Here is a 16,808-nt window from a genome sequence, read left to right as displayed (position 1 = left end):
ACTGTGTGATGTTATTTGGAATTGCCCGTGAACTGATCACCATCGTTTAACTGGTTGCCATGACAGACCTGTTCAGCTGTCATCGGCTTACCCCCTGCAAACTGTAAGTCCGTAATCGCTAAGGTACTGGCCAGTGGGTCGTTGTGATGGTCTTTACCACAGGCGACCAAAATCGCTTTGCGCCCTACACTGATGATAGTGCCCGCTGGTTTATCGGTTTGCTGCGAGGTATTTACTGGTAAGCTGGCTAAAATTTTGACACGTTGCCCATCTAAGAAAGTGTAAGCGCCAGGCCACGGGGTCAAACCGCGAATTTGTCGCTCGATTGCAGTAGCAGGTTGTGTCCAGTCAATTTCGCCTTCGGTTTTGACCAGCTTTTCGGCATAGTTGGCTTGACTGTCTTCTTGAGCCTTGGCCTGCGCCTGATAGCTGGGTAAATCTTTTAATACGGTAGTGATGGCCGTCGCGCCAAGCGCTGCCAGCTTGTCATGGAGACTCGCTGCTGTGTCTTTTGCTTCGATGGCACAATTGACTTTGTAGAGCATATCGCCGGTATCTAAGCCTTTATCCATCTGCATAATCGTAATGCCCGTCTCACCATCTCCTGCCAATAACGCACGGTGAATCGGCGCCGCCCCGCGCCAGCGTGGCAATAACGAGGCGTGAATGTTTAGACAGCCATGAGTTGGCGTGGTTAAAACACCAATCGGCAAAATCAGCCCGTAAGCGGCCACGATCATGACGTCAGGTTGATACGTACGCAGGGTTTGACGCGCTGTCATACCTGCGGCGTCAGACTTTTTGAAGGTAGCGGGTTGCTCAACCGCAATATCATGAGTTAACGCCACTTGTTTGACTGCAGAAGCCGCCAGTTTTTGACCACGCCCAGCCTTACGATCAGGCTGTGTATATACGGCGACGATATCTATATTTAGTGCCTCTTGCTGCTTGATGAGCTTCTCAAGACCAGTCGCGGCAAATTCAGGCGTACCCGCAAACACAACCCTTAAGGGCGTGCCAGATGGGTAGTTGTCAGTAGTAGCGGAAGTCGATAAAGTTGGGGCAGAAGCAATTGTCGTCATAATCATGCATTATATAGGGTCGATTTGCCCATTATAGGTGAGTTTGCCATGTTGTGCCATGATTGTAACAGTGGCAATCGGACGTTACTAATGATGCTGTTTATCTTTATAATAAAAAACAAGCAAAGTACTCTTTTATGTAGGTATGCTTATAAAACAGTACTTTATTAAGCAGCGCTCTACCTCTAATAAAACACCAGAATGGCTTATGCAAATCCACGACTTTGCCAAAATTGTTATAAAACTGCCACGTTTACTCAAGTCAACATAGGACCACGCTTTCATGCAACAGTTTCAGTCCTTACAGCGCTTACTCACGTTTTATGCAATGACGTTACTGGTCATGTTAGGACTGTATTATTTCAACATGTTCTATGGAATAAAAAAGCATGGCGAACAACACAGTGTCGACACCTTTTATTTATTACAACATAAAGTCACGAGCGGTGACGAGCTGTTAAATCGTGATATTAAAGAAATTCTAGATAACCCTGCTTTTAAGGACACTAGCTATCAGCTGATTTTTATAACGCCATCTGGACAGACTTATATTCATCGTCATGCTCGCCCTGGTGAGCCGGCTTTTGCGACCGTGACCTTTCCCACCATTACCCCATCTTCCGCTAACAGCGGTAGCTATAGTGCGCACACGCTCAATAACAACAACGTTACAGGCACTATTAAGCTTAAAAGTGGTCATCAAATTTATCTTATATTGCGCCACGAGCCTTTTGCTATCGACTGGATATCTTATCACTACTGGCTACCGTTAATGATAGCGATCATATTTTTGATTACCGCTTTATTGTACATACTCAGTCGTCAAAACAGTTGGAACCAGCTGCTCGCTTATAGTGATAATTTGAGTGGTCATGCAAAGGACGCTTATACGCCGCCCCCGTTTTCGCCCAAAAAATCGGCGACTGAGTTTTTGCGTTTAGGCCACGCCCTCAGCCGTGTCAGCTATCAATTGCACAGTGATTACCACCGTATTAGAACCCTAACACACCGTCTTGAGCGCTTGGTTGAACAAGCGCCATTACCGATGCTAATGATTATGCGCCATGGCCAAATCAGCTTTTTTAATCAACGCTTTGAGCAGCTCTTCGACTCCTCATCGCAACAGGATGAAAGCTATGAGTTAACGGATTTTTTTGCTGGTAAAGATGAGTTTACACAGCTCCTGTTACAAACCTTATCCAACTTGCGTATCACTCGCACCTTAACCGTCTACAGCCTAGAAAATCAGCAGATATACCAGCTCCATATCACCCCATGGTTTGGTGAACATGGACAAGTTCACAACTTTACTGTCATTCTCAATAATATCAACGAGTTCACCACGCAAATCGCGCAACTACAGCAGCAAAACCAAAAGCTACAGCAAAAACTTGATGAGTTAGCAACGCTCCGATCGCTTGTCGGTTATCAGCTACGGGTACCATTAGAGACCATGATCGACACCCTAGAACCGATCAACCCTAAAACCTTATCTTACAAGCAGCACGACATACTAAAAACACTGATCAAAAGCAGTCAAAGTATGTTGACGACCCTCAATGACACGCTAGATATCGGCGAGGTAGAGGTAAGAAAAGCTCGCCTTAGTAGTGAGCCTGTCGATATTTACAAACTTAGTCGAGGCGTTAATGATTTGATCTTAGACGATATAAGGCAGCAAGGGCTAGAGTTGATCTATTTTTTTGCGCCCGATTGTCCACGTTGTATTGACACTGACGCGGTGCGTCTACGCCAAATACTTTTAAACCTGTTAAACAATGCCTCAAAATTTACAATCTTGGGCTATATCGCGCTCACTATCGATCGCGTCACCCATGAACAAATCACACAAATAAATAGCGATTACTTGCTCCCTACCAACAAAAACATGAGGGTAAGTCAGTCATCTCACTGGGTACGTTTTAGTATAAAAGACACAGGTGGTGGCATCGCTATCGACAAACAAAACCAGCTACGAACTGACGTGCATCAAAGTAATCGTCAAACTCATAGTAAAATGGCGCAAAATATCGATGCGACAGGCATTGGTTTAAATAATGCCAATAGTTTTGCGCAGTTATTAGGCGGTTTTATTGAACTGCAAAGCACTATCGGTAACGGAAGCACTTTTAATCTGTACCTACCTTGTCGCCATCCAAACTATCAACCGGTGTATCATCGTAGTCAGCATTTAACTCATATCCATCTGATCGCAGTCGTGAACCAAGCATTGGTTGCCAAACATTTGCAACACTTGTGTGAGTATTTATCGATATCGACGACCATTTACACTTCTGTAGATTTGGCCACTGTACAGCAGCTGGCAAGCCAATTAGTACAGGTCGAGCAGACACTCGCTCCTGTGTTGCTGCTCGATTATGAATATTATGACGCCGTTACTTTTGCGTTATCCAGTCCTTTATTGTCAAAGAATGGAGATTTGAGTCATTCAGAAATGAAAGAGTTAAAACCAGAAAATCAAGTGTTTACGAACCATGAGAGACAGCAAGCGTTAGACAAACTACTCGCTCATTCATCACTACCAAAGATACTGTTTAGTATCAAACCTGAGCGCCGTATACCCTCTGTGTTATTAGATAAATATGATGGGTTTTTGACCAAGCCATTGGATGCTAATTTACTGCTATCTGAGTTGCTGCGCTTGACGTTACCAGCAAGAAAAAAACTTATCCAGACAGCAAGCTTTAGAAATAACGGTAGGCATTTAGCAAAAGAAGCAAATAAACTCGCCAGTGAAGCCCCATCTCCATTGGTCTTAGTGGTAGAAGACAGTCCAACCAATCAAAAAATAACCTGCAAAATACTAAGCAAGCTTGGTTATCGTAGTGTAATCGCAGAAGATGGGCATCAAGCGTTAGATAAATTACAAGAACAGCGACAAGATATCTCGCTGATTTTAATGGACTGTCGTATGCCAGTGATGGACGGGCTACAGGCTACTCAGGCTATCCGCGCGCAAGGTGATGCCATTCCTATCGTCGCACTGACGGCAAACAACACCAGCGAGGATCGCGAGGCTTGTATGCTAGTAGGAATGGACGAGTTTTTATCCAAACCTATCAATAAAGAAGCGTTAGAGGCGGTTTTACAGCGCCTTATAAAACCCTCATAAAAGCCTGTAAAACCTACTGCCTGTCTATATGTGTGCTACCTTTGGTCATCACCTTCCTAATGACTTTATAGCTACTTATGCTCTTTTAAACATCACTTCATAAAGCCATTATCTGCCAAGAAGGCTTCTGTGATTTGACTTTGCGGACTGGGGGCAGCCATAGCACTGGCTTGCGATTTATTTATCAGACGCTCTAAGTAGCGAGCAACGATATCTACCTCAATATTGACCTTACTACCAACCAGCCAATGCTTGGCAATATTGGTCACTTGGGCAGTATGAGGAATGATGTTTAAAGAGACAATATTATCCTGTACCAGGTTGGTCGTTAAACTAATACCATCGACCGTAATAGACCCTTTAGTCGCTGTATAATGCGCAAGCTCTTGGGGTATCTCAATCTCAATGTAGATAGAGCGCGCGTCCTGTTGCAGCTTACTAACAACGCCTACGCCATCTACGTGACCTGCAACGATATGACCGCCAAAACGCGTGGTTGGCAGCATCGCTTTTTCCAAATTGACAATATGGCCTGCTTTTAGAGTTCCTAGTGCGGTACGGACAATCGTTTCACGTGAAACATCCACGGAGTAATGATTGCTCCCAAAATCTACCACCGTTAGACAAATGCCATTTGAGGCAATAGAGTCCCCCAGTTTGACATCACTGAAATCTAACTCATCGGACTCTATTATCAAACGTATATCGCCACCTGTTGGTTGCATGGATTTAACTTTTCCAACACTTTCTATAATTCCAGTAAACATATAAACCTCATCTCATTATTGGGTAGACGTGATCAACAATGTATTTCAACGTCTTAATTTTTTGCCAGCAGTTGCCTAACTTAACTAAAATTGATGGTGAAACCTGCGCTTATTTCAAGCCTTTCGGGGATAACTTGTGGATAAGTAAAGAGAAACCACACCTGATTCCTTTAAACACCCCTCCAAACATAGAGTTATCCACAGCAAACCTGAATTTTAGATCAAATCTAAGAAATAGTGAGCTTGAATGTAAGTCATTGATATATATAGTATTATAAAGAAAATCAGATAAAAATACGTCTTTACTGTTTCATGTGAAACGAAGTTATACACAGTTTCATGTGAAACCTTACGTTTAGGAGACACGTTATCCACACTTATCCCACTTTAATCACAGGTTGCGGATAAACTGTTTATAAATAACACGTTTTATAAAGGTAATAGCGTTAGTTTAAGGTCAACACCAATCTGTTCATGCTGATAAATATCAAAACGCAACTGCTGCGCCAGAGACAGCGGATTAAACTCAACCATTGCCCGTGCTTTAGCGCCCAATAAGCAAGGCGCTTGATAGACGACCAATTCATCGACCAGTTGTTGACTTAAAAAGCTGCCTGCCACGCTTGCACCAGCTTCTATCAGTACGTCATAACATTGATGCTCACTGACTAACGTTTTTAACAACGAAGGCAGGTCATCATTGCGCCAGTAAAGCGTCTCTGGACGACGACATAGTTGATAATTAGCGTGCGGATCGTAGTCTAGACGTTGACGCCTATCAAGCACGACGACCATAGGCGCAGGCACTTGCTCAGGTGACACAGCTAGTTGGTTAGAGCGTACATTCAATTGTGGATCATCAGCAATAACTGTTTCACTGCCTGTGATAATCACGCCACTTTGTGCGCGTAGTTTTTGTACATCGTCGCGAGCTGCTGTAGACGTGATCCATTTTGACTCTCCCGATGCCATCGCGGTACGGCCATCAAGGCTGGTGGCAATTTTGAGGCGCACGTAGGGCATTTGCGTACGCATCGCCTTTAAAAACCCACGATTTAGCGCTTCTGCTTGCGCGGTCAACACCCCCACCTTGACCTCAATACCTGCCTGTTCTAGTAGCCTTACACCGCGCCCCGCCACTTGTGGATTGGGATCAAGACCTGCTATCGCAACTCGTTTCACACCAGCGTTAATAAGGGCAAGTGCGCAGGGCGGCGTGCGTCCTGTGTGACTACAGGGCTCTAGGGTTACATACGCAGTGGCACCGACTGCGCGCGCATCTGCCTCTTTGAGCGCAAACACTTCTGCATGCGGCTCACCTGCTTTAGGGTGAAACCCTTGTCCGACCACTTCACCCGCGTGGACGATCACACAACCGACTGCCGGATTCGGTCGGGTGGTATACAAACCGTGCTTGGCTTGTTCGATAGCCAGCATCATAAAATAACGGTCTTGTGCATCTTGCGAGTGGTGATGGGTTGACATAAAGGGATACTTAATCAGAGTTGGATAGTCACGGTGTAAAAGCGTATCTATTAAATTGAAAATACTAAGACTGAGAGGTAACTAAGGAGTGAGCGATTTCTCAACTATTTATTATTTTTCATTGGGTCGAATATTGGCAATTTCTTGATGAAAAGCATCTATGTCTTGGAAATCTCGATAAACACTGGCAAAGCGGACGTAGGCGACATCGTCCAACGCTTTGAGCTCACTCATGATAATCTCACCCAAAACTTTACTACTGACTTCGCGCTCCCCCATCTGTCTGACGCGTTTTTCCACACGGCTAATCATCGCTTCTTGCTCATCAATGGTGATAGGGCGTTTTTGCAGGGGTAATAAAATAGAGCGACGCAATTTTTCATTGTCATAAGGCTCAATTTTGCCGCTCGATTTGATAATTCTAGGCATCACCACCTCTACCATCTCAAAGGTAGTAAAACGCTCTTGGCAACTATTACATGAGCGGCGGCGGCGTACTTGGGCACCTTCCGCTGCAAGGCGCGAGTCAATCACCTTCGTGTCTGACGCATTACAATACGGACAGTGCATGACTTTTTCCTTATGATAATATTAAAAATAAAAGTAGCCATTCAAAGCATGATCGGTGATATCAGGCGGTTAAAACACCACGCTTATGGATTATTTACCAATACAAAAGCTGCCAAATATTTTACCTAACAAATCATCCGCACTAAACTCACCCGTAATCTCGCCCAAACTAAGCTGGGCTTGGCGCAAGCTTTCAGCCACCAACTCTCCTGCTTTAAACACAGTGAGCTGCTCGTGTGCTTCTGTTAAATAGTCTGCTGTTCTTCGTAATGCATCTAGATGGCGCGTACGGGCAATCAAGCTATTCTCTGGTGGATGAAAACCCACTTTAGCACATAAGGTGTCGGCTAAGGTATCGATGCCGCTGCCTGTTTCACATGAAACATTGACTTGTTCATAGCCTCGATTTTTTATCTCAATTTGCGAGACAGCAGTGGCACTTTCATCACTAGACTCACTTAACAGATCACTTTTATTTGCAATAATTAGTAAGCGTTTGGCCTCTGGGAGTTCGCCAAATAGCTGCTCTGCAAGCTGTAGTGGTGTACTCTCCTCTTCAAGATCTCGGGTCACATCGTAGACCATCAGGAGCATATCAGCCTGAGTGATAGCGGTACGTGCACGCTCAATACCGATGCGCTCAACCGTATCCTCAGTTTCGCGTAGACCTGCGGTATCGGTTAAATGTAGCGTTAAACCATTGAGTACCACTGTCTCTTGTAGCGTATCACGAGTGGTGCCAGCTACGTTAGTAACGATCGCACGCTCCTGTCCTGCAAGACGATTCAGTAAGCTTGATTTCCCAGCATTGGGTCTGCCTGCCAACACCACATGTATGCCATCCCGTAAGAGCTGGCCTTGCTTGGCAGTCGCTAGTACTTGTTGAATCTTGGCCTGTGTTTGCTCAAGCTTATTTTGTATCACCCCATCAGACAAAAAGTCCACGTCTTCTTCATCAGGAAAATCAATCGCCGCTTCAACGTGCAAGCGCAGATGAATCAGTTGTTCTAATAATTGATTGATTTTTTGGGAAAACTCACCGCTTAGTGAACGAATGGCACTGCTAGCGGCGGCGGCACTGGTGGCGTCAATCGCATCAGCAATGGCTTCTGCTTGGATCAGATCCAATTTATCATTATCAAAAGCCCGATAAGAAAACTCGCCTGCGCTCGCTTGTTTTGCGCCCAATTCAAAAACGCGGGCTAATAGCTGGTTTTGCAAGATCATGCCGCCATGACCCTGTAGCTCAATCACATTTTCGCCAGTGAATGAGTGCGGACCTTTAAAGTACAGTACCAACCCTTCATCAATGACCGTACCATCTGCCTGATAAAAACGACAAAAACTGGCCATTCTCGGTGTAAAGGCAGACTTACCAGTTAGGATGCAGGCAATGGCATAAGCACGTGCGCCTGACAGACGTATCACGCCGACGCCACCACGGCCAAGTGGTGTGGCAATGGCAGCAATAGTCGCCAACCCAGAAGGGCTAGGATTTTCAGATGAATGAGGGGCAATCAACGCCATCTCCAAAGAATCCACAATAACTCTCAATAGCTAAAAGCACCATTATAGACGGCTGAGCGCAGACTGACAAAGCAAACTTTAAATCGCCCTACTTTGATCTTACTTTAGGCTTTATATTGGCGCGCCATTAACCGTTGTGCAAAGCTGTCACGCATAAAAAAACCACCGCTTACGCGATGGTTCCTTTTATAATGCTAACTAATGACTAATCGAGTACCTTAACCGTACGACGTTTTTGCTCTTCTTCAACCTTTCTATTAACAATGTATTGTTGGGTCATACTAAACAAGTTATTCACTGTCCAGTACAGTACCAGACCTGCTGGGAAGAATAGCATAAACGCTGTAAAGATAATCGGTAAGAACTTCATTACTTTCGCTTGCATCGGATCCGCTGGCTGCGGATTTAGCTGCTGCTGTACAAACATCGATGCACCCATTAGCAATGGCAAAATAAACCACGGATCCATCGCCGATAAATCCTGAATCCATAAGATCCAAGGCGCATGGCGTAGCTCAACACTTTCAACCAACACCCAATACAGCGCTAAGAAGATCGGCATTTGCATCAAGATAGGCAAACAGCCTGCCATCGGATTGACTTTCTCTTCTTTATAGATGGCCATCATTTCTTGCGACATTTTCATGCGGTCATCGCCATGCTCTTCTTTGAGAGCTTTTAGTCTTGGGGCGATAGCTCGCATCTTCGCCATTGAGTAGTAACTCTTATTAGAGAACCACATTAAGGCAATTTTGACCAAAATAGTTAGTATGATGATCGACCAACCCCAGTTACCAACAACCTTATGAACGCCATCCAAGATAGCAAACAAGACTTTTGATATTGGCCACAACAGGCCATAATCCACGGTCTGATTGAGACCTACAGCGACGTCTTTTAGCTCAGATTGTACTTTTGGGCCAGCATACAAGGTGGCGTCCAACGTCACTTGTTTATTTGGTGCCACATTGACAGGCTGACTGTTAAATCCAATAAAGTAATCATCGCCAGTTTCGCGACTAAAAAACTTACCCGTGAAATTGTTAGGCGTCCATGCAGAGACAAAATAATGCTGTACGATTCCCACCCAACCTTTGTCACTGGTTGTGGTTAACTCACCATCATTAAAATCGCCAAACTTTAGCTTATTGTAAGGATCATCGGGTGTACCCCAAGCGCCGCCCAAATAGGTGGCCATACTCAGCGCGCCTTTATCAGACATACCAGGATCTTTACTATCGTCGCGTTTTAGCTGCGCAAACATTTGACCCTGCCACGCGTTTGTAGAGGCGTTTTGGATCTGATAGCTAACATCAATGGGGTATTTGTTTTCTGTAAAGGTGAACGTCTTGGTGATGGTGACACCATCTTTTTTATAAGTAAGCGGGACTGATAAGGTTTGCTGCCCCGCTTCCATGACGTAATTATTAGCAGTATGACTGTAATTAGCGCGGCCTTCTGCGGTATCAGTACCATTTGGACCAATGAGACCAGACTGGGCTACATACACACGATTACTATTATTTTCTAACAATACGAAAGGCTTATCGCTATCGAGCGTCGCATCATACTGCTTGAGCGCAGCATAAACGATATCACCGCCTTCTGGATTGATTTTTATATCATAGCGATCGGTCGTTACCGTGATAAGACCTGTGTCTTTAGCAGGGGTGGCAGTCACAGTACCGTTATCAACAGGCAGCGTCTGTACCGGAATATCACCTGCTGCACCAGTCGTAGAAGGAATGTCCGCACCTACTGAAGTGGTCGTTTCTGGCACCGCATCTACAGCTGGCGCATCGGCATAATCGTCTCGCCATGCCAAAATCAGCAGATAAGCGGTGATTAGCATCGCAATGATGATCATCACCCGAAATATCTTTTGCATAAACCTTTCCTAGATTAAAAAATTAGGGAATGAAAAATTAGGGCATGTGTCATGACCGCCCACTCTGTTTGCCCCAATCTATGACAACAGCATTGACAGTCATTTACATAAAATGTGCATCATTTTACTAAAAAACCACCTCAAATGATACCAAGAGTGTGGATAACTTGTGGGTAACTCAAAAGGTATGATATTAAAGCGGTGTCAGCGTTATTTTGACTCAGTCTTCATTAACTGATTGAGACGTGAAACATAGCTACTACTATCCCGATAAATACCCAATCCTTGCGCACTTATGTCTTTTGTACAAATAGCGGGTACGTAATGATAGCTATAAGAAGCCAAAGGTAGCGGTACGAAGTCGACGCCGTGTCCCCCTAGTGGATGACACCTACTGATACGTTTTAATAGTAACCAACTGCCTGACCGGACCCCATGCCATGCTAAAGCTTGTTTGCCATAATTCGAACAAGTTGGATAGTAGCGACAACGTGCCGGTAGCATAGGGCTTACTATTTTTTGATAAAAACAAATAATAGACAATATAATTTTATTAAAAATATTATTTTTCTTTTTTAATATAAAATTCATATTAACTTTTTTCTATTTTTTTAAATATATTATTTATCTCATTTATTAAATCTTTATTATTTAAATCTTTTATAGATTTTTTAACAATAAAAACAATATCTTTGTTTTCTAATTTAAAAGCCTTTATACGGAACTGCTCACGTATTTGACGTTTGATAAGATTTCGTGCGACCGCAGTGGGGACTTTACGCTTGGTAATTGCCATACCTACTCGTGGCTTATTTTGAGTATTATCACGTACAAAAGCCATCAAATGACTCTGGTGAAGCTTCCGCTCAGGTGCGTCAAACACCTCACGGAACGCTGCTGGTGTGAGTAAGCGCTGCTCTTTAGTGAAGCGGGCGGCAGGTGTGGCTGAGACAGTGTTGGGCATATTACAACCTAGTATGAGAGCGAATGGCAAGTTTAGGAATAGCCACAAAATATAGAGACAAAAAAAGCGCCTATCTGGGCGCTTTTAATATATGGCTACGTGTCAGTTTTGATGATTGACTATCGTGATCTATAGATACCAGCAACGCAATAAGCATTACTAGGTATGCTTAGCGCAGTCTACTGATTATACAGTAAGACGATGACGTCCTTTAGCGCGGCGACGAGCTAAGACCTGACGGCCTTTTTTAGTTGCCATACGAGCACGGAAACCGTGAGTACGTTTACGCTTGATCACGCTTGGTTGGAATGTACGTTTCATAACTCACCTATCAAAATAATGGAATAAATTCGTAATAACGGAGGATTATATCATTCCATCTGCTTTTGGTCAATAAACTAATTTGACTTACGTTACTATCGGAGCATTTTGTTGTTTGGCTGTCCTGTTGGAGAAAACTCCATTATTCCAAAACATTGTGATTGATAAATTTATTACCTAGTGACTAGAACTTACTGTTAACCCGCTCTTAATTTTGGTAGTTATCCACAGTTTGCCTCGAACCCTATAATAATTAATTCATTAATATATATAGATATTGTTGTTATTGGGACCCATATTTTCTGTGGTTAAGTCCACCTTTCTTTTAATTATCATAATACTAAGCTATGGGTAAGCCTGTGGATAACCTGTGGGTTAAATATGGATAACCTAGATGATGAACTTATCCCCAAAACTATCCACAGTCTTATCCACAAAAAACAAGGTGTTATCCACAGGGGTATTGTGTTAGATTAGCTCCCTGCACGGCCATTGATTTTGGTTTAGGAATTATGGATGGCATCAGAGGTTAACGAGCCTCTTATACCGTTGAGACATATCTATTATTTTAGTTTATAGGGTTAGCACTTTTCATGATAGACACAGCAAACATTTGGGATAAATGTCTAAACGATTTACGATATAACGTCAAAGACAACGTATTTACCATGTGGTTAAGACCATTATCAGCTCACCAAGAAGCACAAACACTTATCATACTTGCCCCTAATGATTATTTTGTAACTTACATTAAAAAAAACCATTTGCAAGACATTCAGCAATTGGTTACTAAGCACAGCCAAGGGAGTATCGAGGAGGTCGTCGTCCGCGTCGATAACGCTGATCGTAATACGGATGGGGCCAACCAGTTGCAGTCAGGGTCTTTGTTTGTGGCGGATACGCCCTCCCCTACCCCGACAGATCATAAGTTTGAAACCATCCATCATAACAATGCGAAAGCAGATATTGATGCCAATATGCGACACACAGAGTCAATCGATTCTGCTGATGCAAAATCGCTAAGCTATCTAAACCCTGATTTCACTTTTGAGACGTTTGTTACCGGTAAATCTAACAATCTAGCCTACAAGGCCTGTTATGAGCTTGGTAAACGTCAATCAAAAAATCGACACAATCCTCTATTTATATATGGTCCTTCTGGGTTGGGAAAAACGCATTTAATGCATTCAGTAGCACACCGATATTTAAAAAATAATCAAAGTTTTTATTATTTCACTTCTGAAAAATTTATTAATCAATTGGTTTATTCATTAAGAAATAATAAAATAGAAGATTTTAAAAAGAAAATTAAAAAAGTAGATTTATTAATTGTAGATGATATTCATGTATTAGCAGGTAAGACCAAAAGTAGTAATGAGTTTTTGACACTATTTGCAGATTTTACAAGCGGTGATAAACAGCTGATTTTAGCGTCTGACCGTCATCCGTCACAAATGACTGAGTTTGACGAACGCTTTCGGTCACGTTTTTCTTGGGGGTTAACAGTCGCTGTCGATCCTCCTGAGATTGATACTCGTGTACAAATCTTACAGAAAAAAGCGGCCTCATACGGCATGGTTTTGCCTAAAGAGTGTGCCCTATTTATTGCTCAAAACGTGGTGTCTAATGTCAGACGCTTAGAAGGGGCTCTCAATCAAGTGTTTGCAAATGCCAACTTGACTGGGGCACAGATTACCCTTGAGATGGTGCAATATGCGCTAAAAGATATCGTTGCGATGCGTGTCCAAGCGGTAAATATGGATAATATTCGTAAGATGGTCGCAGAGTACTATGACGTGACGGTCAAAGACATTATGGGACGCAAACGCACGCGCAGTATTGCAAGACCACGTCAAATCGCAATGGCATTGTCAAGAGAGCTGACTGGTGATAGCTTTCCTGAGATTGGACAGTCATTTGGTGGACGCGATCACACGACAGTGATGCACGCTTGCGATAAAGTTAATGAGCTAAGAGCCGCAGATCCAGCGTTTGACAAAGACTACAAAACATTAGCCCTCATGTTGCAAGCTGGTTAGAAGGCCGCGGCGTCCCTATGTTGTAGTAAGATGATATGGTTTATAATATTGCAAATATAAGCACACAGATAGCTAATGGATTCTAGGCAGTAGACAAGGTATTATTGAGACAATATTTTTATACTATAAAAAATCATTTAATAAGAGTAACTAATAATAAGAGTAACTAAGCATGCAATTATCGATTAATCGAGAGTCGTTACTAAAAGCCATTAACTTGATCGCGAAGGCGGCTGATAAGCGCCACAATATGGTTATTTTGGGCAATATCAAGCTACAGCTGTCTGAGTCGGCGCTTATTTTGACTGCCTCAGATCTAGAGGTAGAGCTAACCTCGACGTTAAAACTGCCTGCTGGTGCTTGTATTGAAGCAGGTACCACAACATTACCGGCAACAAAGTTAAAAGACATCTGTAAATCGTTGCCTGCTCAAGCACAGATCAACCTTGCTACTCAACAAAACGAGCGCTGTTTACTGACCAGCGGCAAAAGTCGCTTTACTTTGGGAACCTTGCCTAGTGAAGATTACCCAAGTTTGGGTAACCCAGAAAACATCACGCCATTGACCATCAGTCGTAGTCGTCTTATTGATTTGATTCACAAGACTCAGTTTGCGATGGCAATCCAAGATGTCCGTTACTATCTAACCGGTATGTTGTTTGACGTCTCACAGCAGCAATTGACGACAGTGGCTACCGATGGCCACCGTTTGGCTTTGGCACGCAGTGTTATCGATGTGAGCGCTGATCTAAATATGCAGGCGATTTTGCCGCGTAAGGCTGTGATTGAGCTTGAGCGTTTGGCTACTGAACTTGGTAAAATGCTTGGTGAGCAAGACAATCAGGTCACCTTAAGCTTTGGCCGTGAGTTTTTACAAGTGAGCTTACCTTTTGGCGACGTCGATAGTGCAGGGCAGGTGAACCAAAACTTGATGGTTACGTTCACAGCGCGTCTGATTGATGGCAAGTTCCCTGATTACCGCCGCGTGATGCCGAGTAATACTGATAAGCTCGCGTTGTTCAATCAAGAAAAAATGGCGGATGTGCTACGCCGTGTCGCCATTTTAAGTAATGAAAAATCGCGCGGTGTGGTGTTCAACTTTGCCAGTGACGGCATGGTAGAAGTCCGCGCAAATAACGCCGAGCAAGATGAAGCGGTCGAGATGATACAAGCCAAGTATCAAGGTGAGCCGATGGAGCTGTCTTTTAATGCCGCCTATTTACAGGATGTGCTAAGTGTCATCCAAGGCGACTTACAGATGCATATGAGTCAATCAAATGCCTCGGTATTGGTCAATCAGCTGAACGATGAGTTCCATCAATATGTCATCATGCCGATGCGTATATAGTGTTTTTTAAATAGTACGTTTTGTTTTTTAAAGACAGGGAGTTAGGCTGTAGAGCAGTTTTTGCAATCCAGATTTAACTTCCAATCTTTGTCTGACTTATTATTTTTATAAATTTTTGTTCGCTAATTTTTCAGCAACATCCATAGGCGGCTGTCGGTATTATGATTGAACGTCTACAAATCTCCCATCTGCGTAATTTGACGCAAACCAACCTCCAGTCTGCTGCTTGCAACGTCATTATTGGGGAAAATGGCAGTGGTAAAACGTCATTGCTTGAAGCTATATTCTTATTATCTAGAGGTAAGAGTTTTCGTCACCATCAGCCCAAACGCTACATTCAGCACCATCAAAATTCCGCAACCGTGCATGCAAAACTCAATGATAACCGTACCTTGGCTATCCAAAAGCAAACCGATGCTACAACGGTCCTACGTCTTAATCAAAGCACTGTTTATAACCAAAGCATCCTAACTGAACAACTACCCACGTTATTGGTAGACCCCTCGACAATGGATATGTTGGAGCAGGGGAGTGCCAGTCGTCGGCAACTATTAGATTGGCTAGTGTTTCACATGAAACAAGGGTTTCACCCACAGTGGGTAGCCTATCAGCGCCTACTAAAACAACGCAATAGTCTGTTAAAAAAGACGCGCCACTTGTCCCAAGTGCAGCTTGCTGAGTTAAAGTCATGGGATAAGGGGCTAAGTAACCATGCTGCGCTTATTCATCATTACCGTGAACGTGTGTTTGCAGCATGGCAGCCTTATTTTGCTGACACTGTCGCTGAGCTATTGCCTGCCTACGCTGAACAATTAAGTTTGAGTTACAATCCGGGTTACGACACCAATATTTCGCTTGATGTGCAGCTTAACGAGCGCTTAGAGCAGGATCTGCAGCTGGGATACACGCGTATCGGCAATCATCGCGCCGATGTTCATGTTCATTGGCGCTCTAGCGATTCCGTACAAACGAATAGCGAGCATGCAAATACCATCATAGAAACCGATGGGAGTAGCCCGTTGCCCACGCTAAAAGAGCAGGCGGCTAATGTGCTGTCTCGCGGTGAAAAAAAATTGTTAATCACCGCGTTGCGCTTGTCACAGCTGCCCTTGCTACTGCATACGGAAGAAGGCAGCGATTTGTCCAATAGTGGCCTTAACTCCCAAGTAACCCCCGTGGTGTTGCTAGATGATATCACTGCCGAGCTGGATGCGAGAGCTATAGAGATCCTGTTATCAGCGCTGTCTCAGTTACCGTGTCAGGTATTTATGACCAGTTTGACTGATGATGTTTTACCATTGGTCAGAGCGTTATGGTCAAACCCGCACGTGTTTCACGTGAAACAAGGCCAAGTCTCCATGGGGTAAATATGCCCTGTTTTTAAACGGTGGTGTTTCTTCTCTCCGCTCTCCAAAATACCTATACTACCCCAACCTGTTTTGCCATTTTCTCCTGAAGCTTTACTCTCTTTAGACACGGGTTTAATCGCCATAAAACGCTCAGTAAACAGTGACTTAAAGGCAAAAAAATGCTAAAATGAGGCTTTATTTTTGTCCTGTTTTCAGCAAGTTTTTTGATAGCGTTGTACAGACGTTTTTTATTGCCTATTGATTTTCAAGTGTCTGATAAGTATGTGTTTGATTTATTGTATTTGCTTTAATAATCTTTAAAAAAAAGAAGCGAG

At 43.5% G+C, this 16,808-nt stretch carries 13 protein-coding genes; 4 read left to right on the top strand and 9 right to left on the bottom strand.

All coding sequences use genetic code 11. The features are described 5' to 3' along the window. Nucleotides 1-11: 11 nt before the first annotated feature. Entirely contained in the window at nucleotides 12-1,082 is a 1,071-nt protein-coding gene (gene fmt, locus JFC06_RS09130) for a methionyl-tRNA formyltransferase (RefSeq protein ID WP_198334798.1), read from the bottom strand. Between the two features lie 283 nt (nucleotides 1,083-1,365). Between fmt and JFC06_RS09125 the strand changes: the two genes are divergently transcribed. Then, the gene (locus JFC06_RS09125; RefSeq protein WP_198334797.1) at nucleotides 1,366-4,215 is read left to right on the top strand and encodes a response regulator; all 2,850 of its coding nucleotides are present in this window, start codon (nucleotides 1,366-1,368) and stop codon (nucleotides 4,213-4,215) included. 92 nt (nucleotides 4,216-4,307) lie between these two features. On the opposite strand, the gene JFC06_RS09120 is transcribed toward JFC06_RS09125, so the two are convergent. The 8 genes from JFC06_RS09120 to rpmH form a co-directional block, all read right to left on the bottom strand. Then, nucleotides 4,308-4,982 carry a riboflavin synthase gene (locus tag JFC06_RS09120; RefSeq protein WP_198334796.1) on the bottom strand — a complete coding sequence of 225 codons (675 nt, stop codon included), beginning with the start codon at nucleotides 4,980-4,982 and terminating at the stop codon, nucleotides 4,308-4,310. Nucleotides 4,983-5,411: 429 nt separating this feature from the next. Further along, nucleotides 5,412-6,467 carry a bifunctional diaminohydroxyphosphoribosylaminopyrimidine deaminase/5-amino-6-(5-phosphoribosylamino)uracil reductase RibD gene (gene ribD, locus JFC06_RS09115; protein WP_198334795.1) on the bottom strand — a complete coding sequence of 352 codons (1,056 nt, stop codon included), beginning with the start codon at nucleotides 6,465-6,467 and terminating at the stop codon, nucleotides 5,412-5,414. Nucleotides 6,468-6,578: 111 nt separating this feature from the next. Beyond that, a complete protein-coding gene (nrdR, locus tag JFC06_RS09110; RefSeq protein WP_193006427.1) occupies nucleotides 6,579-7,037 on the bottom strand; it encodes a transcriptional regulator NrdR in 459 nt (152 codons plus the stop codon). A 90-nt stretch (nucleotides 7,038-7,127) separates the two neighbouring features. Next, complete coding sequence (gene mnmE / locus JFC06_RS09105; protein ID WP_198334825.1) at nucleotides 7,128-8,564, bottom strand: tRNA uridine-5-carboxymethylaminomethyl(34) synthesis GTPase MnmE; 1,437 nt, start codon at nucleotides 8,562-8,564, stop codon at nucleotides 7,128-7,130. A gap of 205 nt (nucleotides 8,565-8,769) precedes the next feature. Beyond that, a complete protein-coding gene (yidC, locus tag JFC06_RS09100; RefSeq protein ID WP_198334794.1) occupies nucleotides 8,770-10,452 on the bottom strand; it encodes a membrane protein insertase YidC in 1,683 nt (560 codons plus the stop codon). 210 nt (nucleotides 10,453-10,662) lie between these two features. Next, nucleotides 10,663-11,043 (bottom strand): membrane protein insertion efficiency factor YidD, encoded by a 381-nt coding sequence (gene yidD / locus JFC06_RS09095; RefSeq protein ID WP_198334793.1) that lies wholly within the window; start codon nucleotides 11,041-11,043, stop codon nucleotides 10,663-10,665. 1 nt (nucleotide 11,044) lies between these two features. Next, nucleotides 11,045-11,416 carry a ribonuclease P protein component gene (rnpA, locus tag JFC06_RS09090; RefSeq protein WP_198334792.1) on the bottom strand — a complete coding sequence of 124 codons (372 nt, stop codon included), beginning with the start codon at nucleotides 11,414-11,416 and terminating at the stop codon, nucleotides 11,045-11,047. Between the two features lie 186 nt (nucleotides 11,417-11,602). Then, nucleotides 11,603-11,737 carry a 50S ribosomal protein L34 gene (rpmH, locus tag JFC06_RS09085; protein ID WP_007394757.1) on the bottom strand — a complete coding sequence of 45 codons (135 nt, stop codon included), beginning with the start codon at nucleotides 11,735-11,737 and terminating at the stop codon, nucleotides 11,603-11,605. Nucleotides 11,738-12,330: 593 nt separating this feature from the next. Between rpmH and dnaA the strand changes: the two genes are divergently transcribed. The 3 genes from dnaA to recF all read left to right on the top strand — a co-directional run bounded on the left by dnaA (nucleotide 12,331) and on the right by recF (nucleotide 16,491). Next, nucleotides 12,331-13,776: a chromosomal replication initiator protein DnaA gene (dnaA, locus tag JFC06_RS09080; protein ID WP_198334791.1), complete on the top strand. Its 1,446-nt coding sequence runs from the start codon at nucleotides 12,331-12,333 to the stop codon at nucleotides 13,774-13,776. A 172-nt stretch (nucleotides 13,777-13,948) separates the two neighbouring features. Beyond that, complete coding sequence (gene dnaN, locus JFC06_RS09075; RefSeq protein WP_198334790.1) at nucleotides 13,949-15,124, top strand: DNA polymerase III subunit beta; 1,176 nt, start codon at nucleotides 13,949-13,951, stop codon at nucleotides 15,122-15,124. A 161-nt stretch (nucleotides 15,125-15,285) separates the two neighbouring features. Beyond that, complete coding sequence (recF, locus tag JFC06_RS09070; RefSeq protein WP_198334789.1) at nucleotides 15,286-16,491, top strand: DNA replication/repair protein RecF; 1,206 nt, start codon at nucleotides 15,286-15,288, stop codon at nucleotides 16,489-16,491. Nucleotides 16,492-16,808: the final 317 nt, after the last annotated feature.

It is taken from the genome of Psychrobacter namhaensis (assembly GCF_016107545.1).
Lineage (GTDB): Bacteria > Pseudomonadota > Gammaproteobacteria > Pseudomonadales > Moraxellaceae > Psychrobacter > Psychrobacter namhaensis.
This window is presented reverse-complemented; position numbering and strand designations above follow the sequence as displayed.